Genomic DNA, 16,117 nt, shown 5'->3' on the forward strand with positions numbered 1-16,117 from the left:
AGAGATGGTCGAGCCGGCGCACGCCACCCGGACCCTGAATCTCGACGTCGCGGGCACCCGGGTGTCCATCCCCTGCGACGTGGTGGGCCACGGGCCGGAGGCCCTGCTGCTGCCCGCCCTGTCCTCGATCTCGGCCCGCTCCGAGATGCGGGCCCTCGCCAAGGACCTCGGCCACGATCACCGCTGCCTCGTGCCGGACTGGCCGGGCTTCGGCGACCAGCCCCGCGCCCGGGTGCCGATGAACCCCGCGACGCTGCACGCCTTCCTGGACGCGCTGCTGGCCGCCCTCCCGGGGCCCTACGCCCTCGGGATCGCGGCGGGCCACGCCGCCGGCTACCTCGTGGCCGCCGCCCGCAAGGATCCCCGCCGCTTCCGCCGGCTCGTCCTCGTCGCCCCGACCTGGCGCGGGCCGCTGCCCACCGCCATGGGGCCGGAGCGCGCGGGCCTGTTCCGGGCCCTGCGCCGCGCCGTCGAGGCGCCGTTCCTCGGCGACGTGCTCTACCGCATCAACATCAGCCCGCCGGTGATCGGCCGGATGATGCGCGCCCACGTCTACGCCGACCCGGCCCACGTCACGCCGGGCGTCATCGCCGACAAGCACGCCATCACGCGCCAGCCCGGCGGGCGCTTCGGCACCGCCGCCTTCGTCACCGGCGGGCTCGATCCGGTCGGCACCCGCGAGGCCTTCCTCGAGCTGTTCGCCGGCGAACTTCCGCCGATCCGGGTGCTGCGGCCGGAACGGGCGCCGCGCCGCTCGGGGGCCGAGATGGACGCCCTCGTGGCCACCGGCCGGGTCGTCAAGGAGATCATCCCGGGCGCGCTCAGCCCGCACGAGGAATATGCGGGCGAGGTCGCCGCCGCGATCCGCGCCGCCTGAGGCATCATACCCCCGTCGCATCCGGCCGCTATCCGCGCGGCGCCTGCCCATCCGAAGGTCCGAGACCCGATGCCCCGCCTGATCCCGACCCTCGCCCGCCCCGTCCTCGCCACTCCCGTCCTGGCGCTGCTCCTCGCCGCCGGCCCCGCCCTCGCGGCGCCGCAAGCCGCGCCGGGCCAGGGCGCGCCGAGCAGGGCCGCGCAGGGGCAAGGCGCACAGGGGCAAGGCGCGCAGGGACAGGGCGAGCTCGGGCCCGGCAGCATGGGCCGCGAGAAGTCCGCGCCCTCGGTCGGGGCCGATTCGCTGAAGCCCGAGAAGCCCGCGCACCAGCCCTACCTCGCCGACGCGGCGATGCCCGACACGGTGGCGATCCTGCCCGCCCCGCCCGCCAGCCACTCGGCCGCCGAGAACGCCGACAAGGTCGCGTTCAACGCCACCCGGGCCCTCAAGGGCAGCCCGCGCTGGGACCTCGCCACCGCCGACGTCGCCGAGGGCGCGAGCGCGATCCTCGACAACTTCGCCTGCGTGCTCGGCACCCGCCTCGACCAGGTCCGGGTGCCGGCCCTGATCACCCTCCTGGAGCGCTCCCGCCTCGACATCGCCCGCGCCACCCGCGGGCCCAAGGTGCATTACCGGCGCCTGCGCCCCTTCGTGGGCAACGACGCGCCGATCTGCGTGCAGCGCTCGCAGCAGCTCGCCGACAGCTTCAGCTACCCCTCCGGGCACGCGACGCAGGGCTGGGCCTACGCGCTGATCATGGCGAGCCTCGTGCCCGGCAAGGCCACGGCGATCCTGACCCGCGGCCGGGCCTACGGCGAGAGCCGGGTGATCTGCGGCGTGCACTGGATGAGCGACGTCGAGGCCGGCCGCACCAACGGCGCCGCGATCGTGGCGGCCCTCCAGGGGGATGCGGGCTTCCGGACCGACCTCGAGCGGGCCCGGCAGGACCTCGGCAGGGCGCTGGCGGCGGGGGGGCCGTCCCCGGACCAGGCCGTCTGCGCCCGCGAGGAGGCCGCCGCCAAGGAGCCGGTTCTCTGAGCGCATCGCGGCGCGGTTCGGCCTGACGGTCAGGCTTCGGGATGCGCCCCGCGTCCGGGCCCTCATCCCCCGGACGGGCACGAGCCTGGATTCGCGTGTGCACCGGCGCGCCTGGCCGCGCGGGAGACGGCCGCGCTCGCTTGACATCGCGCGCCGAACCGGGCGGCCATGGCGGACCCGCGGGCCAGGCATCCTGGCCGGACGACCTTGCCCGCATGACCTTAGCCGGACGACCCTGCACGGAGACCCTCGACCGATGGCCGCCCTGACCACCCGCCTGACCGGATACGCGCCCTACGCCCTCGCCCTGCTGCGGATCGTGTCCGGGCTGGTGTTCCTGGCGCACGGCTCGCAGAAGCTGTTCGGCCTGCCGCCCCGGACCAATCCGGCGCCGGAGCTCGCCTCCCTGCTCGGGGTGGGCGGGGTGCTGGAGCTCGTCGGCGGCAGCCTGATCGTGCTCGGCCTGTTCACCCGGCCGGTGGCCTTCCTGCTCTGCGGCGAGATGGCCTTCGCGTACTTCCTGTTCCACGCCCCGAAGAACGTCTACCCGACGCTGAACGGGGGCGATGCCGCGATCCTGTTCTGCTTCGTCTTCCTGTACCTGACCTTCGCGGGCGCCGGTCCCCTCAGCCTCGACGCGGCGCGCCGGCGGGCCTGAGGCGGGCTAGGGGGGCGGGGCGGCCGCGAGCGCCCGCATCCCGGCGGGCCAGGAATCCCCCCGGGCCGCCTCGCGCGGGTCGAGCCGCGCGGCGTAGCTCCGGAACAGGGTGCTGCTGCCCCAGCTGTCGAAATTGTAGATCGAGCCGAGGGTCTCGGCCTGATCCCGGGTGGGGTCGCGGGCGAGCGCCAGCAGCGGCGCCGTGAGGGCCGGCACCGGGAGGTCCACCCGGATCTCGGCGAGCAGCGCTCGCAGGGTCGCCACCCCCTCCCGGATGCCCGCGTCGATCTCGGCGGCGATCTCGGGCAGGCGCGGGTCGGCGCCCCGGCCGGGATCCTCCGCGAAGACGACGCCGCCATCGGGGGCGAGCCGCGCCCCCGTCACCGAGGCGTGGGGGGCGGAGAACAGCAACTCGGCCACCACCCGGTTGTCGTAGAGATCGCGCCGGATCGCGGCCCGGTGGGTCCCGGCCGAGATCAGGGCCTCCATCTCGAGCCCGTGCCGGGCCTTGTGCAGGCAGAGGTAGTAGCCCTTCACCCGCACGTCGAAGACGTCCCGCACGAAGTCCACGAAGGCGGCCTGGGTGCTGCCCTTCCAGCCGACATCGACGAGGCCGAGGCGCATCCCGTCGCGAAGGCCCGCCTGCAGGCAGGCGGCGTGGAGGCCGCGGCGGCACTCGCGGCAGACCTGCAGGATGCGCCAGCGCATCGCCCGCATCAGCGCCGCGAAGGCCGCGTGGCGCTTGCGCGTGTAGCGGGTCTCCGGGCTGAAGCCGAGGTCGCGCAGGACCGCGTCGTCGGGACGCTCCACGCCGATGCGGGCGAAGATGTCGGCGACGCTCGCGGCCCCCGAGAGCAGGAACGGGATCTGCGCCTCGAAGGTCCGCTCGGTGATGCCCGCGAGCACGAGGAGGACCCGCGAGGCCTTGAAGTAGAGGCTCGGGACCGCGTCCCCGGGCCAGAGCCGGTGCGCCGTGAACCCGTCGCGCGCGAGGAACAGCAGCAGGTCGATCCGGTCCTCCTCGGTGCGGGCGCGCAGCCACGCCACCAGGGCGTGGGTGGCGGGCCCCCCGGCCGAGAAGCCGATCCGCCACCAGGGCGAGCGGCCGGGCTGGACGGCCTGGAAGCGCGCGACGCCGGCCACGATCGCGTGGGCGAGGTCGGGGGTCGCCGGGGCGGGGCCGAGGTCGGGGGCGTAGTGGAACGTGGCGAGGCCCCGCTCGGCGCCCCGGGCGATGTCGGAGGCCGGGTTGTCGCCGAGATGCAGGATGCGGCCGGGCTCGAGGCCGAGGGCCTCCGCCGCCAGGGTGAAGAGGGCGCCGTCGTCGCGCTTCGTCGCCTGCGCGGCGCTCGAGACGAAGAGGCGGTCGACCGTGATGCCGGCCCGGGCGCAGAGGGCCTCGAAGAAGGCCTCGGGCAGGTACATGTCGGAGGTGAGGATGCAGGTCTTGCCGAGGGCCTGCGCGCGCAGCAGCACCGCGTGCACCTCCGGGTTGAGGCGCAGGACCGCGAGCTCGGCCGCCCACTCGGCCCGCTTCAGCGCCTCGGCCGGCACGCCGAGATCGGGCAGGCAGGCGTAGATCCCGTCGAGGTCGATCTCCCGGCGCCCCCGCGCGCGCATCACCCGGAAGGCCTGGGCCTGCGCGGCGATTCGGTGGCGGCGGAAGTGCTTCAGCCCGAACTGCGCGCCGACGAGGTCGAACACGTCCTCGGGCGCCGCGATCAGGCGCATGAACAGGGTGTCGAACACGTCGAAGGACACCGCCTCGGCGGCTTCCAGGGGTTCGCGCAGGCGCGCGAGCAGGCTCGGCCGGGCGGGGGCCGGGGAGGGGGGGGCGTCCATGCTCAGACCGTGTGCGCCTGGAACAGGCCGCTGTTGGGATGCAGATTGCGATTGTGGAACGGGTCGTGCGCGAGGTAGCGCGGATGCAGGGCGTAGAGCCGGCGCCGGTCGCGCTCCAGCCGCTCCCGCCTCTCGCGGCTGGCCCGGTCCTGGCCGCGGCTGACCGATTCGTGGTGGGTCAGCCGGGCGGCCTGGCAGACCACGTTGAAGTAGCCGGCCTCGACCAGGCGGAAGCACAGCTCGACGTCGTTGTAGGCCACCGGCAGCGCCTCGTCGAAGCCGCCCACCGCCTCGAACTTGGACCGCGCGACGGCGAGGCAGGCCCCCGTCACGGCGATCCAGTCGTAGTCGAGGCGGTTGCGGCCGAAATCGGCGATCCGGTCGCCGCCGAGCCGGTAGAAGGCGTGGCCCGGCCCGTCGAGGAGGTTCACGACGCCGCAATGCTGGATGCTGCCGTCCGGGAACAGGAGCTGGGCGCCCACCGCCCCGACATGGTCGCGCTGGGCGTAGCCGATCAGGCGCTCCAGCCAGTCGGGGGTGATCACCTCGGTGTCGTCGTTGAGGAAGAGCAGGATCTCGCCCGCGGCGTGGCGGGCGCCCAGGTTGTTCAGGGCCGAGTAGTTGAAGGGCCGGGGGTCGGACAGGATGCGGATCCGGGGCTCGGCCGCGATCTCGTCGAGATAGGCCAGCGTCGGGCCGTCGCTGCTGCCGTTGTCGAGGACGACGATCTCGAGGTTGCGGTAGGTGCTGCGCGCGAGGATCGCGGCGAGGCAGGGGCGCAGCAGCGCGTGGTTGTTCTTCGACGGGATGATGATCGAGACCATCGGCTCGCCCATGGGCGCGTAGGCGACGCGGAACTGGCCGGGCATGCCGGCCACGGGCTCGACCGTGCCGGGCAGCCCCCGGCGCCGGAGGGCGTCCTCCTTGAGGCGGCGCACGGCGTCCACGGCGTAGGGCTTGGCCGCCATCGCGGAGGCGATCGAGGCCGGCAGGCTGCGCCAGTGATAGAGCACCTTCGGCACGTGGACGATCCGCTGGGCCCGCTCGCTGACCCGCAGCGCCAGGTCGTAATCCTGCGCCCCCTCGTAGCCGAGGCGCACGCCGCCGCAGGCCTCGATCAGGCTGCGGCGCAGGCAGGTGACGTGGCAGGTATACATGATGCTCATGAGGGCATCGGGGGACCAGTCCGGCTTGAAGAACGGGCCCGAGAACAGCCCCTCCGGGTCGATCTTGTCCTCGTCGCTGTAGAGGAAGTCGGCCCCCGTCCGGTCGATCGCGAGGGCGAGCTCGTAGAGGCAGTCCGGGGTCAGCGCGTCGTCGTGGTCGAGGAACACGACGTAGTCGCCCCGCGCCCGCGCCAGCGCCGCGTTGGTGGTCGCCGCGATGCCCCGGTTCTCCGGGTTGCGGCCGACCGTGATCCGCGGATCCGCCAGCGCCGACAGCGCCGCGAGCGCGGCCCGGGTCTCCGGCTCGGTGCCGGCGTCGTCGATGAGGATCAGCTCCCAGTCCGGGTACCACTGGGCCGTCACCGAGGCGACGGCCGCCTCGAGGAAGCGGCGCTCGACGTCGTAGACCGGCGTCAGGATCGAGAAGCGGGGCCGGATCCGCAGGGACGCGAGGCGCGCCTCGAGATCCTCCGGCCGGCGCGGGGGCAGGTAGCAGTAGCCCCGCGCCCGGGTCTCGAAGCGGTAGCGGGGCGGGGCGCCGCCCTCGGCCCGGTAGGACAGGCCGGCGCCGGCCCGGCGCCGGCGCAGGAGGCCCGCGAGGACGGAGCGCCAGGACACGGGCCAGGACACGGGCCAGGATAAGGGCCGGGAGAAGGGCCAGGACAATGCCGCGAGCCTCCCTGCGCGCCTCAGCCCTGCCCGCCGAGGGCGGCCAGGATGCGGGCCCAGGAGCGGGTGCCCTTGTGGAAGCTCGCGAGGTCGTACTTCTCGTTCGGCGCGTGGATGCGGTCGTCGTCGAGGCCGAAGCCGATCAGCAGGGTGTTGCGGTCGAGGAGGCGCTTGAAGTCGCCGACGATCGGGATCGAGCCGCCGGCCCCGACCGTGACGGGCGCCACGCCCCACTCGGCCTCGAGCGCCGCCTTGGCGGCCCCGAGCTGCGGCATGTCGAAGGGCAGGCTGATCGCCCGCGAGCCCTTGTAGCAGATCACCTCGACGGAGCAGTCGGCGGGGATGCGCGCGCGCACGAAGGCCTCGAAGGTCCGGGCCAGCACCTCCGGGTCCTGGTCGTCGACGAGGCGGAAGGAGATCTTGGCGCTCGCCTGGCCGGCGATCACGGTCTTGGTGCCCTCGCCGGTGTAGCCGCCGATGATGCCGTTGACGTCGCAGGCGGGGCGCGACTGGATCATCTCGATCAGCATGCGGCCGCGCTCGCCCGCGGGCTCGCTGAGGCCGATCGGGCCGAGGAAGGTCTCGGGCGTGAGCGCGAGGCCGCGCCACTGCTCCAGCACCTCCGGGGGCGTCTCGCGCACGCCCTCGTAGAAGCCCGGCAGGGTGACCCTGCCCTCGGCGTCGTGGAGGTCGGCGACGATGCGCGACAGGACGTGGATCGGGTTGCGGGCCGCGCCCCCGAAGAAGCCCGAATGCAGGTCGCGGTCGGCGCAGGTCACCTTCACCTCGAAATAGGCGAGGCCGCGCAGCGAGGTGGTGATGGCGGGCGTCGTCCTGTTCCACATCGAGGTGTCGCAGACGAGCACGATGTCGGCGGCGAGCGCGTCGCGGTTCCGGGCCACCCATTCGGGCAGGCCCTGCGAGCCGTTCTCCTCGGCGCCCTCGATCAGGATGGTGACGCCGCAGGGCAGTTCGCCCGCCATCGCCTTCCAGGCCCGGCAGGCCTCGATGAAGGTCATCACCTGGCCCTTGTCGTCGGAGGCCCCGCGCGCGACGATCCGGCGGGCGCCGTGCGCGTCGGTGGCGAGGCGCGGCTCGAAGGGCGGCGTCTCCCACAGGTCCAGCGGATCGACCGGCTGCACGTCGTAGTGCCCGTAGAACAGCACGTGCGGCGCGCCCGGCTTCGGGGCGTGGGCGAGCACCACCGGGTGCAGCGACGTCTCGCTGATCGTGGTCTCGAAGCCCAGCGCCGTGAGCGTGCCCTCGAGCCAGCGCGCCGCGTCCCGGCAATCCCCCGCATAGGCCGGGTCCGTCGAGATCGAGGGGATGCGCAGGAACGCGAACAGGCGCTCGAGCGCGTTGTCGAGGTCGCGGTCGATGTCGTTGAGGATCGGGTCGAGTGCAGCCATCGCACAGAATCCTTGAACCGGTCGCCGCTGGGGCGTCGCCTCGGGGAAGTCGCCGCGGGGACGGTCTCGCCCGAGATGCCCCGCTCAGTGGCGCAGGGTTAGCCGAGAGCGCGGCGAAACGGAAACCGTCTGATGCCGGCCGAGCGTGCGGAGCCGCCGCGCAGGGCCGTGTGCGGGGCCCCTCCGGTCCGGGGCCGGGGCGTACGCACGCGGCCCCGTGGGAACAGCCGCAGGTTGGAATGGTTATCGAGTGGGTTCGACAGGACCGCGCGCCCGCGGCGCGTCCGCCCCGGATCCGCCCCGTCCTGCCCGCCGCACGCCCTCGGACGACCCCGAGCGATCAGGACGACCCCATTCCGTTCGGCCCCCACGCGCGACCCCACCCGCGCGGACCGGCCCCAAGCCTCGTGGAACGCCCATGCTCATCGAAAGCGGTTCACCCGTCCCGGCGGACACCAAGGTCGGCATCAGCCTGACCATCAACGGAGAGGCCCGCGCGCTTCAGGTCGCCCCCTGGACCACCCTCCTCGACCTCCTGCGCGAGCAGCTCGACCTCACCGGCACCAAGAAGGGCTGCGACCACGGCCAGTGCGGCGCCTGCACGATGCTGGTGAACGGCACCCGGGTGAATGCCTGCCTGACCCTCGCGGTGATGAGGGACGGGGCCGAGATCACCACCGTCGAGGGGTTGGCCCGGCTCGCCAACCCGGGCGGGGGCTCGAACGGGCTGCACCCGATCCAGGAGGCCTTCATCGAGCACGACGCCTTCCAGTGCGGCTACTGCACCTCGGGCCAGCTCTGCTCGTCGGTGGGCATGATGAACGAGGGCCACGCCCACAGCCGCGACGAGATCCGCGAGGCGATGAGCGGCAACCTCTGCCGCTGCGGCGCCTACACCAACATCGTCGATGCGATCGAGGACGTGATGCAGCCGGGTGCCACGCAGGGAGCCGCGCGATGAACCGCTTCGAGTATGTCCGCGCCGGCACCGTCGCGGAGGCCGTGCAGGCGCTCGCCGCCGATCCGAACGCGAAGTTCATCGCCGGCGGCACCAACCTCCTCGACCTGATGAAGTACAACGTCGAGCGGCCGGGCCGCCTCGTCGACATCACCCGCCTGCCCCTCGACCGCATCGAGGAGCGCGACGGGGCGCTGCGCATCGGCGCCCTGGTGACGAACGCCAACGTGGCCTACGACGCGCGGGTGCGGGCGAAGGCCCCGCTCCTCGCCAACGCGATCCTGGCGGGCGCCTCCGCCCAGCTGCGCAACGCCGCCTCGACCGGGGGCAACCTGCTCCAGCGCACCCGCTGCTACTACTTCTACGACGAGGCCACGCCCTGCAACAAACGGGTGCCCGGCTCCGGCTGCCCGGCGATCGGCGGCGTCAACCGCATCCACGCGATCTTCGGCACGAGCGAGCACTGCATCGCGACCCATCCCTCCGACATGTGCGTCGCCCTCGCGGCCCTGGAGGCGACCGTCCAGGTGAGCGGGCCGCAGGGCGAACGCTCGATCGCCTTCGCGGATTTCCACCGCCTGCCCGGCGACACGCCCGAGATCGACACCGACCTGACGCCCGGCGAGATCGTGGTCAGCGTCGACGTGCCGACGACGGATTACGGGACGCACTACACCTACCTGAAGCTGCGCGACCGGCTCTCCTACGCCTTCGCGCTGGTCTCGGTGGCGGCGGCCCTCGAACTCGACGGCGCGACCATCAGGTCCGCCCGCCTCGCGCTCGGCGGCGTCGCCCACAAGCCCTGGCGCAACCGGGAGGCGGAGGCCCTGCTCCAGGGCAAGCCCGCCACCCGGGAGAGCTTCCAGGCGGCGGCGGACCTGATCGTCGGCGAGGCCAAGCCCCAATCCGCGAACGGCTTCAAGGTCGAGCTCGCCCGACGCGCCATCGTGCGCGGCCTCGAACAGGCCGCCGCCGGCACGCCCCAGTCGCTCACCGACAAGCGCATCGCCTGAGAGGTCCCATGGTCGCCACCTTCAGCTCCACCGGCCGGGACACCTTCGTGGGCAGTCCCCAGAGCCGCGTCGACGGCCCCGCCAAGGTCACGGGCCTCGCCAAATATGCCGGCGAGTTCGCGGCGCCCGACCTCGCCCACGGCTACGTGGTGTCGAGCACCATCGCCAAGGGCAGCATCACGGCGGTCGACACCGCCGCGGCCGAGGCCGTGCCCGGCGTGATCAAGGTGTTCACGCACGAGAACCGGCCGCGCACGGCCTGGCTCAACTACAATTACCAGGACGCGGTGGCGCCCCCCGGCGCCCCGTTCCGGGCCCTCTACGACGACAAGATCCACTACAGCGGCCAGCCCGTCGCCCTGGTGGTGGCGGAGGATTTCGAGACCGCCCGCCACGCCGCCGCCCTGGTCAAGCTCGACTACGAGGCCGAGGAGCCCCTGACCGACACGGAGGCGGCGCGCGACCTCGCCTACGTGCCGCCGAAGAAGCGCAACGGCATCAAGCCGCCGCCCGAGCCCTGGGGCGATCCGGAGGGCGCCTACGACCGGGCGCCGGTGAAGCTCAGCCAGGATTACCGGCTGGCGATCGAGCATCACAACCCGATGGAGCCCCATGCCTCGACGGTCGTCTTCGAGGGCGACGGCAAGTACACGGTCTACGACAAGATCCAGGGCGTCTCGAACAGCCAGGGCTACCTCGCCAGCGTGTTCGGCCTGAACAAGGACGACCTGCGGGTGATGAACCCGTATCTCGGCGGCGGCTTCGGCTCGGGCCTGCGGCCACAATACCAGCTCTTCCTGGCGATGCTCGCCGCCCGCGAGCTGGAGCGCTCGGTGCGGGTGGCGCTGACCCGCGACCAGATGTGGAGCTTCACCTACCGGCCGGACGCGCTCCAGACGATCGCCCTCGGGGCGGACCGGGACGGCGCGCTCCGGTCCCTGCGCCACGACGCCATCGGGGGCACCTCGCATTTCGAGGATTACCAGGAGGTCGTCGTCAACTGGTCGGGCGTGCTCTACAAGTGCGAGAACGTCGCGCTCACCTACAAGATCGCCAAGCTCGACACCTTCACGCCCGGCGACATGCGGGCGCCGGGGGCCGTCACGGGGGTCTTCGCCATCGAGACCGCGATGGACGAGCTGGCCTACGCCACGGGGGTGGACCCGATCGAGCTGCGGCTGAGGAACTTCACGGACCACGATCAGACCGCGCAGGACAAGCCCTTCGGCTCGAAGGCGCTGAAGAGCTGCTTCAGCGAGGGCGCGGAGCGCTTCGGCTGGTCGAGGCGCGACCCGGAGCCCCGCTCGATGCGGGAGGGCCGCGAGCTCGTCGGCTGGGGCATGGCCACGGGCGTCTGGGAATCCATGATGATGCAGTCCGGCGCCCACGCGATCCTGAGCGCGGACGGCAAGCTCGAGGTCGGCAACTCGACGGGCGACATCGGCACCGGCACCTACACGATCCTGACCCAGATCGCCGCCGACACCCTCGGCCTCGCCATGGAGGACGTCACCACGAAGCTCGGCGACACGCGGCTGCCCGAGGCCCCCGTGGCCGGCGGCTCCTGGACCGCGGCCTCGTCCGGCACCGCCGTGATGAAGGCCTGCCGCGACGTCGCCGAGCAGGCCTTCCGGCTCGCCCGGCAGATGGAGAACTCGCCCCTCGCCAATGTCGATCTCGACCGCGTCGTCTTCACGGGCGGGCGCATCGAGGTCGCGGGGGATCCCGGCCGCGGCGTCTCCCTCGTCGAGGCGATGCGGGCCGGCGGCGTCGACAGGCTGGAGGCCACCGCCCAGGGGGCGCCGGACAAGGACTTCAACGACGCCTACGAGGCCTATACCCACTCGGCCATCTTCGCGGAGGTGAAGGTCGACGAGGAACTCGGCCAGGTCCGGCTCACCCGCGTCGTCTCGGCGGTCGCGGCGGGCAAGATCCTCAACCCGAAGACCGCCCGCAGCCAGATCCTCGGCGGCGTCGTGATGGGGATCGGCTCGGCGCTGGAGGAGGAATCGATGCTCGACCACCGCCTCGGGCGCTTCATGAACCACAATCTCGGCGAGTACCACGTGCCGGTGAACGCCGACATCTACGACATCGACGTGATCTTCGTGGACGAGGAGGACAAGGCCAATCCCCTCGGGGTGAAGGGCCTCGGCGAGATCGGCATCGTCGGCACTGCCGCCGCCATCGCCAACGCGGTCTATCACGCCACCGGCAAGCGCATCCGCCACCTGCCGATCACGGTGGACAAGATCCTCGCGTAGGTGGGCGCGCGGAACCTTTCCGAAGCCGCCGCGATCCCGTCGCGGCGGCTTCGTCATGTTCGGACGAGCAACGGAATGTCACGTCGTTCCTGGCTTGATCCGTCGCCCTTGGCGCGGGACATGCAGCCTGTCCGCGACGGTGCCGGAGAATGGGTTTGCAGGGTTTTCTACTGGTCTTCGTCGGGGCGGGGCTCGGCGGCATGGCGCGCCACGGGATCGGGATCGCCGCCCTGCGGCTCGGATCGAGCTTTCCCTACGCCACCATGGGCATCAATATCCTGGGCTCGATCCTGATGGGGCTGTTCGCGGGCTGGTTCGCGCTGCGGGGCGGGCCGCAGGCCCTGCGCCTGTTCATCGCCACCGGGATCCTCGGGGGCTTCACCACCTTCTCGTCCTATTCCCTGGAGGCGGTGCTGCTGCTGGAGCGGGGCGAGACCGGCGCGGCTCTGGCCTATATCCTCGGCTCGGTGGTGCTCGGCCTCGGCGGGTTCTTCGTCGGCCTCCTCCTGATGCGGGCCGTCCTCTGAGGGAGCCCGGAATGGGAGACCTGCTGCAATCCTGGCGCTTCTGGGCCCTGCTCGCGGCGGGGTTCGCGGCCCTGACGGCGATCCTCGCCAAGGTCGGGGTGGCGGGCGTGCCCCCGGACGTCGCGACCTTCGTGCGCACCCTGGTGATCCTGGCGCTGACGGGGGCGATCCTGGCCGCCTCGGGCCAGGCGGCGGGGCTCGCGGACCTGCCCGCCCGCAGCGCCGTCTTCCTGGTCCTCTCAGGGCTCGCCACCGGGGCCTCCTGGCTCTGCTACTTCCGGGCGCTCGGCCTCGGCGACGCCGCCCGGGTGGCGCCCCTCGACAAGCTCAGCGTCGTGCTGGTGGCGGTCTTCGGCGTCCTGTTCCTCGGCGAGACGCTGTCCGGCCCGAACTGGATCGGGGTCGGGCTGATCGCGGCGGGCGCGGTGCTGGTGGCCTACCGGGGGTGAGCATGCGGGCAGGGTTCCTCGTCGGCGGCGTCGTCCCGCTCCTGATCCTCGGCGCCGGCGCCCGGGCGGAGCCCGTCCCGGCCCTCGTCGACGCCGCGGCCCGGGTCCCCGGCCTGTCGGTCGAGATGCGCTACGCCGGCGCGGACAACTTCGTCGGGCGGCCCATCGCCGGCTACGAGGCGCCGCGCTGCCTGCTCACGCCGCAGGCCGCCGGGGCGCTCGCCCAGGTGCAGGCGGCGCTCGCCCCGGCCGGGCTCGGCCTCAAGGTGTTCGACTGCTACCGCCCGACCCGGGCGGTGGCGGATTTCGCCGCCTGGGCCCGGGACCCCGCCGACACCCGGATGCGCCGGGCCTACTACCCCGACATCGACAAGCGCGACCTCTTCCGCCTCGGCTACATCGCCGAGCGCTCGAGCCATTCCCGAGGCTCGACCGCCGACCTCACCCTGGTGCGCAGCGCCGACGGGAGCGAGCTCGACATGGGCACCCCCTTCGACCATTTCGGCCCCCGCTCCGCCCCCGCCTCGCCCGACGTCACCCCGGAGCAGCGGGCGAATCGCGACCGCCTGCGGGACGCGATGCGGGCGGCGGGCTTCGCGCCCTATGCCGAGGAATGGTGGCACTTCACCCTCGCGGCCGAGCCCTACCCGGACACGGCCTTCGACGTGCCGGTGCGCTGAGCCGCGGGGCGGGGACGCAGCCTGCGGCAGCGTCCGGCGGTACAGGATGGAATCAATCCAAATAAAAACTTCAAGATAGTCCCCGTCGTTGCGCTTTGTAGTATTTCCAATATTTGAACTTGCTCTTGATTACATGACGAATTCTCGTCATCTCTGGCCGCAAGGCGAGATGGCGCCGGCCCGAGGGCGGCCGTTGCCCGTCTCGTCGCCGATTCCGAGCGACGGAGACCGACATGGTAGGGGCACTCGACCTGATCCGCGGATGGACGCGGCTCGCATGGTGGGACGGATCCTGCCTCGACCTGCGGCTGCACCGGCTCGGCGACCTCATCGACTTCATGGCGGCCGCCCCCGAGCCCGCACGGGTCCGCGGCGGCGGGCGGACCCTCCCGGGGGACCGCGCATGAGCGCCGGGCTCGCGCGGGCTCGGGGGCGGCCGAGCGACGACGAGGCGCACCAGGCCGCGCTGGAGCAGGCGCTGATCCGCGCCTTCTGGCAGAGCATCGGGCGCCACCCGCTGCCGGTGATGACGGCGCTGGAGACGGCGGCGCGGGTGGTCGGGACCCTCTACGGGCAGGTGGCGCAGGCGCATGAGGGCCCGGGCGGCTGCCGCTGCGGCTGGGTGCCGGACCCGGATTGCGACCTGATCGTGCTGGAGGCGAACCTCGCCGCGGCCCTGCTGCAGCCGGCCCCTCCGAGCCTCGCCCGGATGGCGGTGGCGGGCCAGGCCTGAACGTCCGGGCCGCCGCGGGGGCCGATCGTCCCGGCGGTTACGCTTCCCTCACATCTCCCGCCGATCATGGGGGCGCGGCGCATGAAGCCTCGGCGCCCCTGGCGGGAGATCGCGGATGGACGAATTCTATCGCGGCATCGAGACGTCGCTGCTCGCCCTGAGCCTCGCCCTCGGCATCGGGGCCTTCTCGGCCTCGGCCCTGCCGCGGCCCCACGCGGCGCCAGCCGGCCTGATCGGCGGGGCCGGGACCGGGGTCTCCGTGACCCTGCCGATGCTCACCGTCACGGCGGATCTCCCCGCGCGCTGACGGGGGCCCGGGCGGGGAGATCCGCCCGGGGAACCGGTCGTCAGGACCGGGCGGTCAGGAAAGAACCTGCGCCGGCTTCGGGTTCTGCGCGCCGGCCGCCTTGCGGTCGCCCCGGCGCATCCAGAACAGCCCGAGGCAGGCCAACGCGGCGAGCACCAGCACGCCCTGTGCCCCGAGGGCCTCCCAGCTGCCGTTGAAGCCGAGATCGGTCACGAAGGCGGGCACGCCGTCGTTGTGGACGGGCACGATCGTCTGCTCCTGGAACTCCTGCAGGGCCTGGCCGACGAGGCGCAGGCCCATCACGAACAGGAACGCAGAGGTGATCAGGAACATCGGCCGCAGCGGCAGGCGCAGCGCCAGCCACTGCATCGCCACGAACACCGCCGCGAGGGCGATGGCCGCGAGGCCGAGGCCGGAGAGGAGCGAGCTGTCGAAGCCGTTGGCGGTCTTGGCCAGGGCGTGCAGGAACAGCACCGTCTCGGCTCCCTCGCGGAACACCGCCAGGAAGGCGATGCCGGCGAGGGACAGCACCGTGCCGGCCCCCAGCGCCCGCTCGGCCATCCGGTTCAGGTCCGTCTGCCAGGCCCTGGGATCCTGCCGCAGGAACAGCCAGCCGCTCATGTAGAACATCAGGGCGGCGGCCAGCAGCATGACGGCGGCCTCCATCAGGTCGTTGTGGTTGCCGTCGAAGTAGGTCTCGAACACCCAGGCCATGCCGAGGCTCGCGAGCGCCGCCGCCCCCGCCCCGGCATAGAGCGGGGTGGTCCGCTCCGGCGCGCCGGCCCGCCGCAGGAACGCGGCGAGCGCCGCGATGACCAGAAGCGCCTCCAGGCCCTCACGAAACAGGATCGTGAAGGCCTGAACGAACGTGGACCCGTCCGTCATGATCGATCTCCAGTTTGGAAGCGTTCAAAAACAGGCGCAGGCATGATCAGCGCCCGTCCCTTGAAGCTTAGAAGTGTTCTTAAGAAGAATGTTTCCAGGGCAAGATCTGCAGCGTTCCGCAGATCTGCTTTGCGCGTTCTGACTATGCTTCCGCGCAACCGGCCGCAAGTCCCCGGCGCGCGGCGTGGCGCCGCGACGCGGCCTCTGCCGGCCGCAGCCCGCGATGCGCTGGATCACGTCGGCGTGAACAAACTCCTGCAGACCCTGCAACCGAATCCCCCCGTCGCGAATTACCGCAGCAGAGAGCCGGCCGTACCCGGCCGTACAATCCCGACATCAAGCAAGTGACGCGTCCGCCGAGGGCGTGCGGGCAGGACCACGATGGCGATGAAATCTGCGGGACTTGGCTTCGCGGCCGTGATTCTTCTGGCATTCGGCGCCGTCTCCGGCGCCGCGGCGGCTCCGGTCGGCGACAAGGTCGCCACCAAGGTCGCGGATGCCGGCCAGTCCCTGCGCCCGGTGGCCGCCGTGGCCGAGGGCGAGGACGAGGGCGAGACCGCCAATTGCAGCCGCACCCGCCGCCGCCTCTGGGTCGAGGGCGAGGGCTGGATCGTGCGCCGGATCACGACTTGCCGCTGAAAT

The 16,117-nt window shown here is 72.5% G+C and carries 17 protein-coding genes; 13 read left to right on the top strand and 4 right to left on the bottom strand.

The features are described 5' to 3' along the window. Positions 1–4 precede the first annotated feature (4 nt). The 3 genes from F6X51_RS02965 to F6X51_RS02975 all read left to right on the top strand — a co-directional run bounded on the left by F6X51_RS02965 (position 5) and on the right by F6X51_RS02975 (position 2,573). Positions 5–877 carry an alpha/beta fold hydrolase gene (locus tag F6X51_RS02965; RefSeq protein WP_150961717.1) on the top strand — a complete coding sequence of 291 codons (873 nt, stop codon included), beginning with the start codon at positions 5–7 and terminating at the stop codon, positions 875–877. Positions 878–946: 69 nt separating this feature from the next. Next, on the top strand, positions 947–1,915 hold the full coding sequence (locus F6X51_RS02970) for an acid phosphatase (protein ID WP_407658419.1): 969 nt from the start codon (positions 947–949) through the stop codon (positions 1,913–1,915). Between the two features lie 256 nt (positions 1,916–2,171). Continuing rightward, complete coding sequence (locus tag F6X51_RS02975; RefSeq protein WP_150961718.1) at positions 2,172–2,573, top strand: DoxX family protein; 402 nt, start codon at positions 2,172–2,174, stop codon at positions 2,571–2,573. A gap of 6 nt (positions 2,574–2,579) precedes the next feature. Here F6X51_RS02975 and F6X51_RS02980 read toward each other — a convergent pair whose 3' ends face one another. From F6X51_RS02980 to F6X51_RS02990, 3 genes are all read right to left on the bottom strand, one after another. After that, entirely contained in the window at positions 2,580–4,415 is a 1,836-nt protein-coding gene (locus F6X51_RS02980) for an HAD family hydrolase (RefSeq protein WP_150961719.1), read from the bottom strand. 2 nt (positions 4,416–4,417) lie between these two features. Continuing rightward, entirely contained in the window at positions 4,418–6,199 is a 1,782-nt protein-coding gene (locus F6X51_RS02985; RefSeq protein ID WP_191969994.1) for a glycosyltransferase family 2 protein, read from the bottom strand. Between the two features lie 71 nt (positions 6,200–6,270). After that, positions 6,271–7,659: a M20/M25/M40 family metallo-hydrolase gene (locus F6X51_RS02990; protein ID WP_150961721.1), complete on the bottom strand. Its 1,389-nt coding sequence runs from the start codon at positions 7,657–7,659 to the stop codon at positions 6,271–6,273. A gap of 418 nt (positions 7,660–8,077) precedes the next feature. On the opposite strand from F6X51_RS02990, the gene F6X51_RS02995 reads away from it, so the two are divergent. The 9 genes from F6X51_RS02995 to F6X51_RS03030 all read left to right on the top strand — a co-directional run bounded on the left by F6X51_RS02995 (position 8,078) and on the right by F6X51_RS03030 (position 14,590). Next, positions 8,078–8,620 (top strand): (2Fe-2S)-binding protein, encoded by a 543-nt coding sequence (locus tag F6X51_RS02995; protein WP_150961722.1) that lies wholly within the window; start codon positions 8,078–8,080, stop codon positions 8,618–8,620. Next, positions 8,617–9,630, top strand: coding sequence for an FAD binding domain-containing protein (locus tag F6X51_RS03000; RefSeq protein ID WP_150961723.1), 1,014 nt, complete (start codon positions 8,617–8,619; stop codon positions 9,628–9,630). Before F6X51_RS02995 ends, F6X51_RS03000 begins: the two co-directional genes overlap by 4 nt. A gap of 8 nt (positions 9,631–9,638) precedes the next feature. Continuing rightward, positions 9,639–11,894 carry a xanthine dehydrogenase family protein molybdopterin-binding subunit gene (locus F6X51_RS03005; protein ID WP_150961724.1) on the top strand — a complete coding sequence of 752 codons (2,256 nt, stop codon included), beginning with the start codon at positions 9,639–9,641 and terminating at the stop codon, positions 11,892–11,894. Positions 11,895–12,049: 155 nt separating this feature from the next. Beyond that, on the top strand, positions 12,050–12,421 hold the full coding sequence (gene crcB, locus F6X51_RS03010; protein WP_191969995.1) for a fluoride efflux transporter CrcB: 372 nt from the start codon (positions 12,050–12,052) through the stop codon (positions 12,419–12,421). 11 nt (positions 12,422–12,432) lie between these two features. Beyond that, positions 12,433–12,870 (top strand): EamA family transporter, encoded by a 438-nt coding sequence (locus tag F6X51_RS03015; RefSeq protein ID WP_150961726.1) that lies wholly within the window; start codon positions 12,433–12,435, stop codon positions 12,868–12,870. Positions 12,871–12,872: 2 nt separating this feature from the next. Continuing rightward, positions 12,873–13,550: a M15 family metallopeptidase gene (locus F6X51_RS03020; protein ID WP_150961727.1), complete on the top strand. Its 678-nt coding sequence runs from the start codon at positions 12,873–12,875 to the stop codon at positions 13,548–13,550. A gap of 233 nt (positions 13,551–13,783) precedes the next feature. Then, on the top strand, positions 13,784–13,957 hold the full coding sequence (locus tag F6X51_RS27685; RefSeq protein ID WP_191969996.1) for a hypothetical protein: 174 nt from the start codon (positions 13,784–13,786) through the stop codon (positions 13,955–13,957). Beyond that, the gene (locus tag F6X51_RS03025; RefSeq protein ID WP_150961728.1) at positions 13,954–14,283 is read left to right on the top strand and encodes a hypothetical protein; all 330 of its coding nucleotides are present in this window, start codon (positions 13,954–13,956) and stop codon (positions 14,281–14,283) included. Before F6X51_RS27685 ends, F6X51_RS03025 begins: the two co-directional genes overlap by 4 nt. A 115-nt stretch (positions 14,284–14,398) precedes the next feature. Then, the gene (locus F6X51_RS03030) at positions 14,399–14,590 is read left to right on the top strand and encodes a hypothetical protein (RefSeq protein ID WP_150961729.1); all 192 of its coding nucleotides are present in this window, start codon (positions 14,399–14,401) and stop codon (positions 14,588–14,590) included. A gap of 54 nt (positions 14,591–14,644) precedes the next feature. Here F6X51_RS03030 and F6X51_RS03035 read toward each other — a convergent pair whose 3' ends face one another. Next, complete coding sequence (locus F6X51_RS03035) at positions 14,645–15,475, bottom strand: FTR1 family protein (protein WP_150961730.1); 831 nt, start codon at positions 15,473–15,475, stop codon at positions 14,645–14,647. A 381-nt stretch (positions 15,476–15,856) separates the two neighbouring features. Between F6X51_RS03035 and F6X51_RS03040 the strand changes: the two genes are divergently transcribed. Further along, complete coding sequence (locus F6X51_RS03040; protein ID WP_191969997.1) at positions 15,857–16,114, top strand: hypothetical protein; 258 nt, start codon at positions 15,857–15,859, stop codon at positions 16,112–16,114. The last annotated feature ends 3 nt before the right edge of the window (positions 16,115–16,117 follow it).

Source organism: Methylobacterium planeticum, from assembly GCF_008806345.1.
Classification (GTDB): domain Bacteria; phylum Pseudomonadota; class Alphaproteobacteria; order Rhizobiales; family Beijerinckiaceae; genus Methylobacterium; species Methylobacterium planeticum.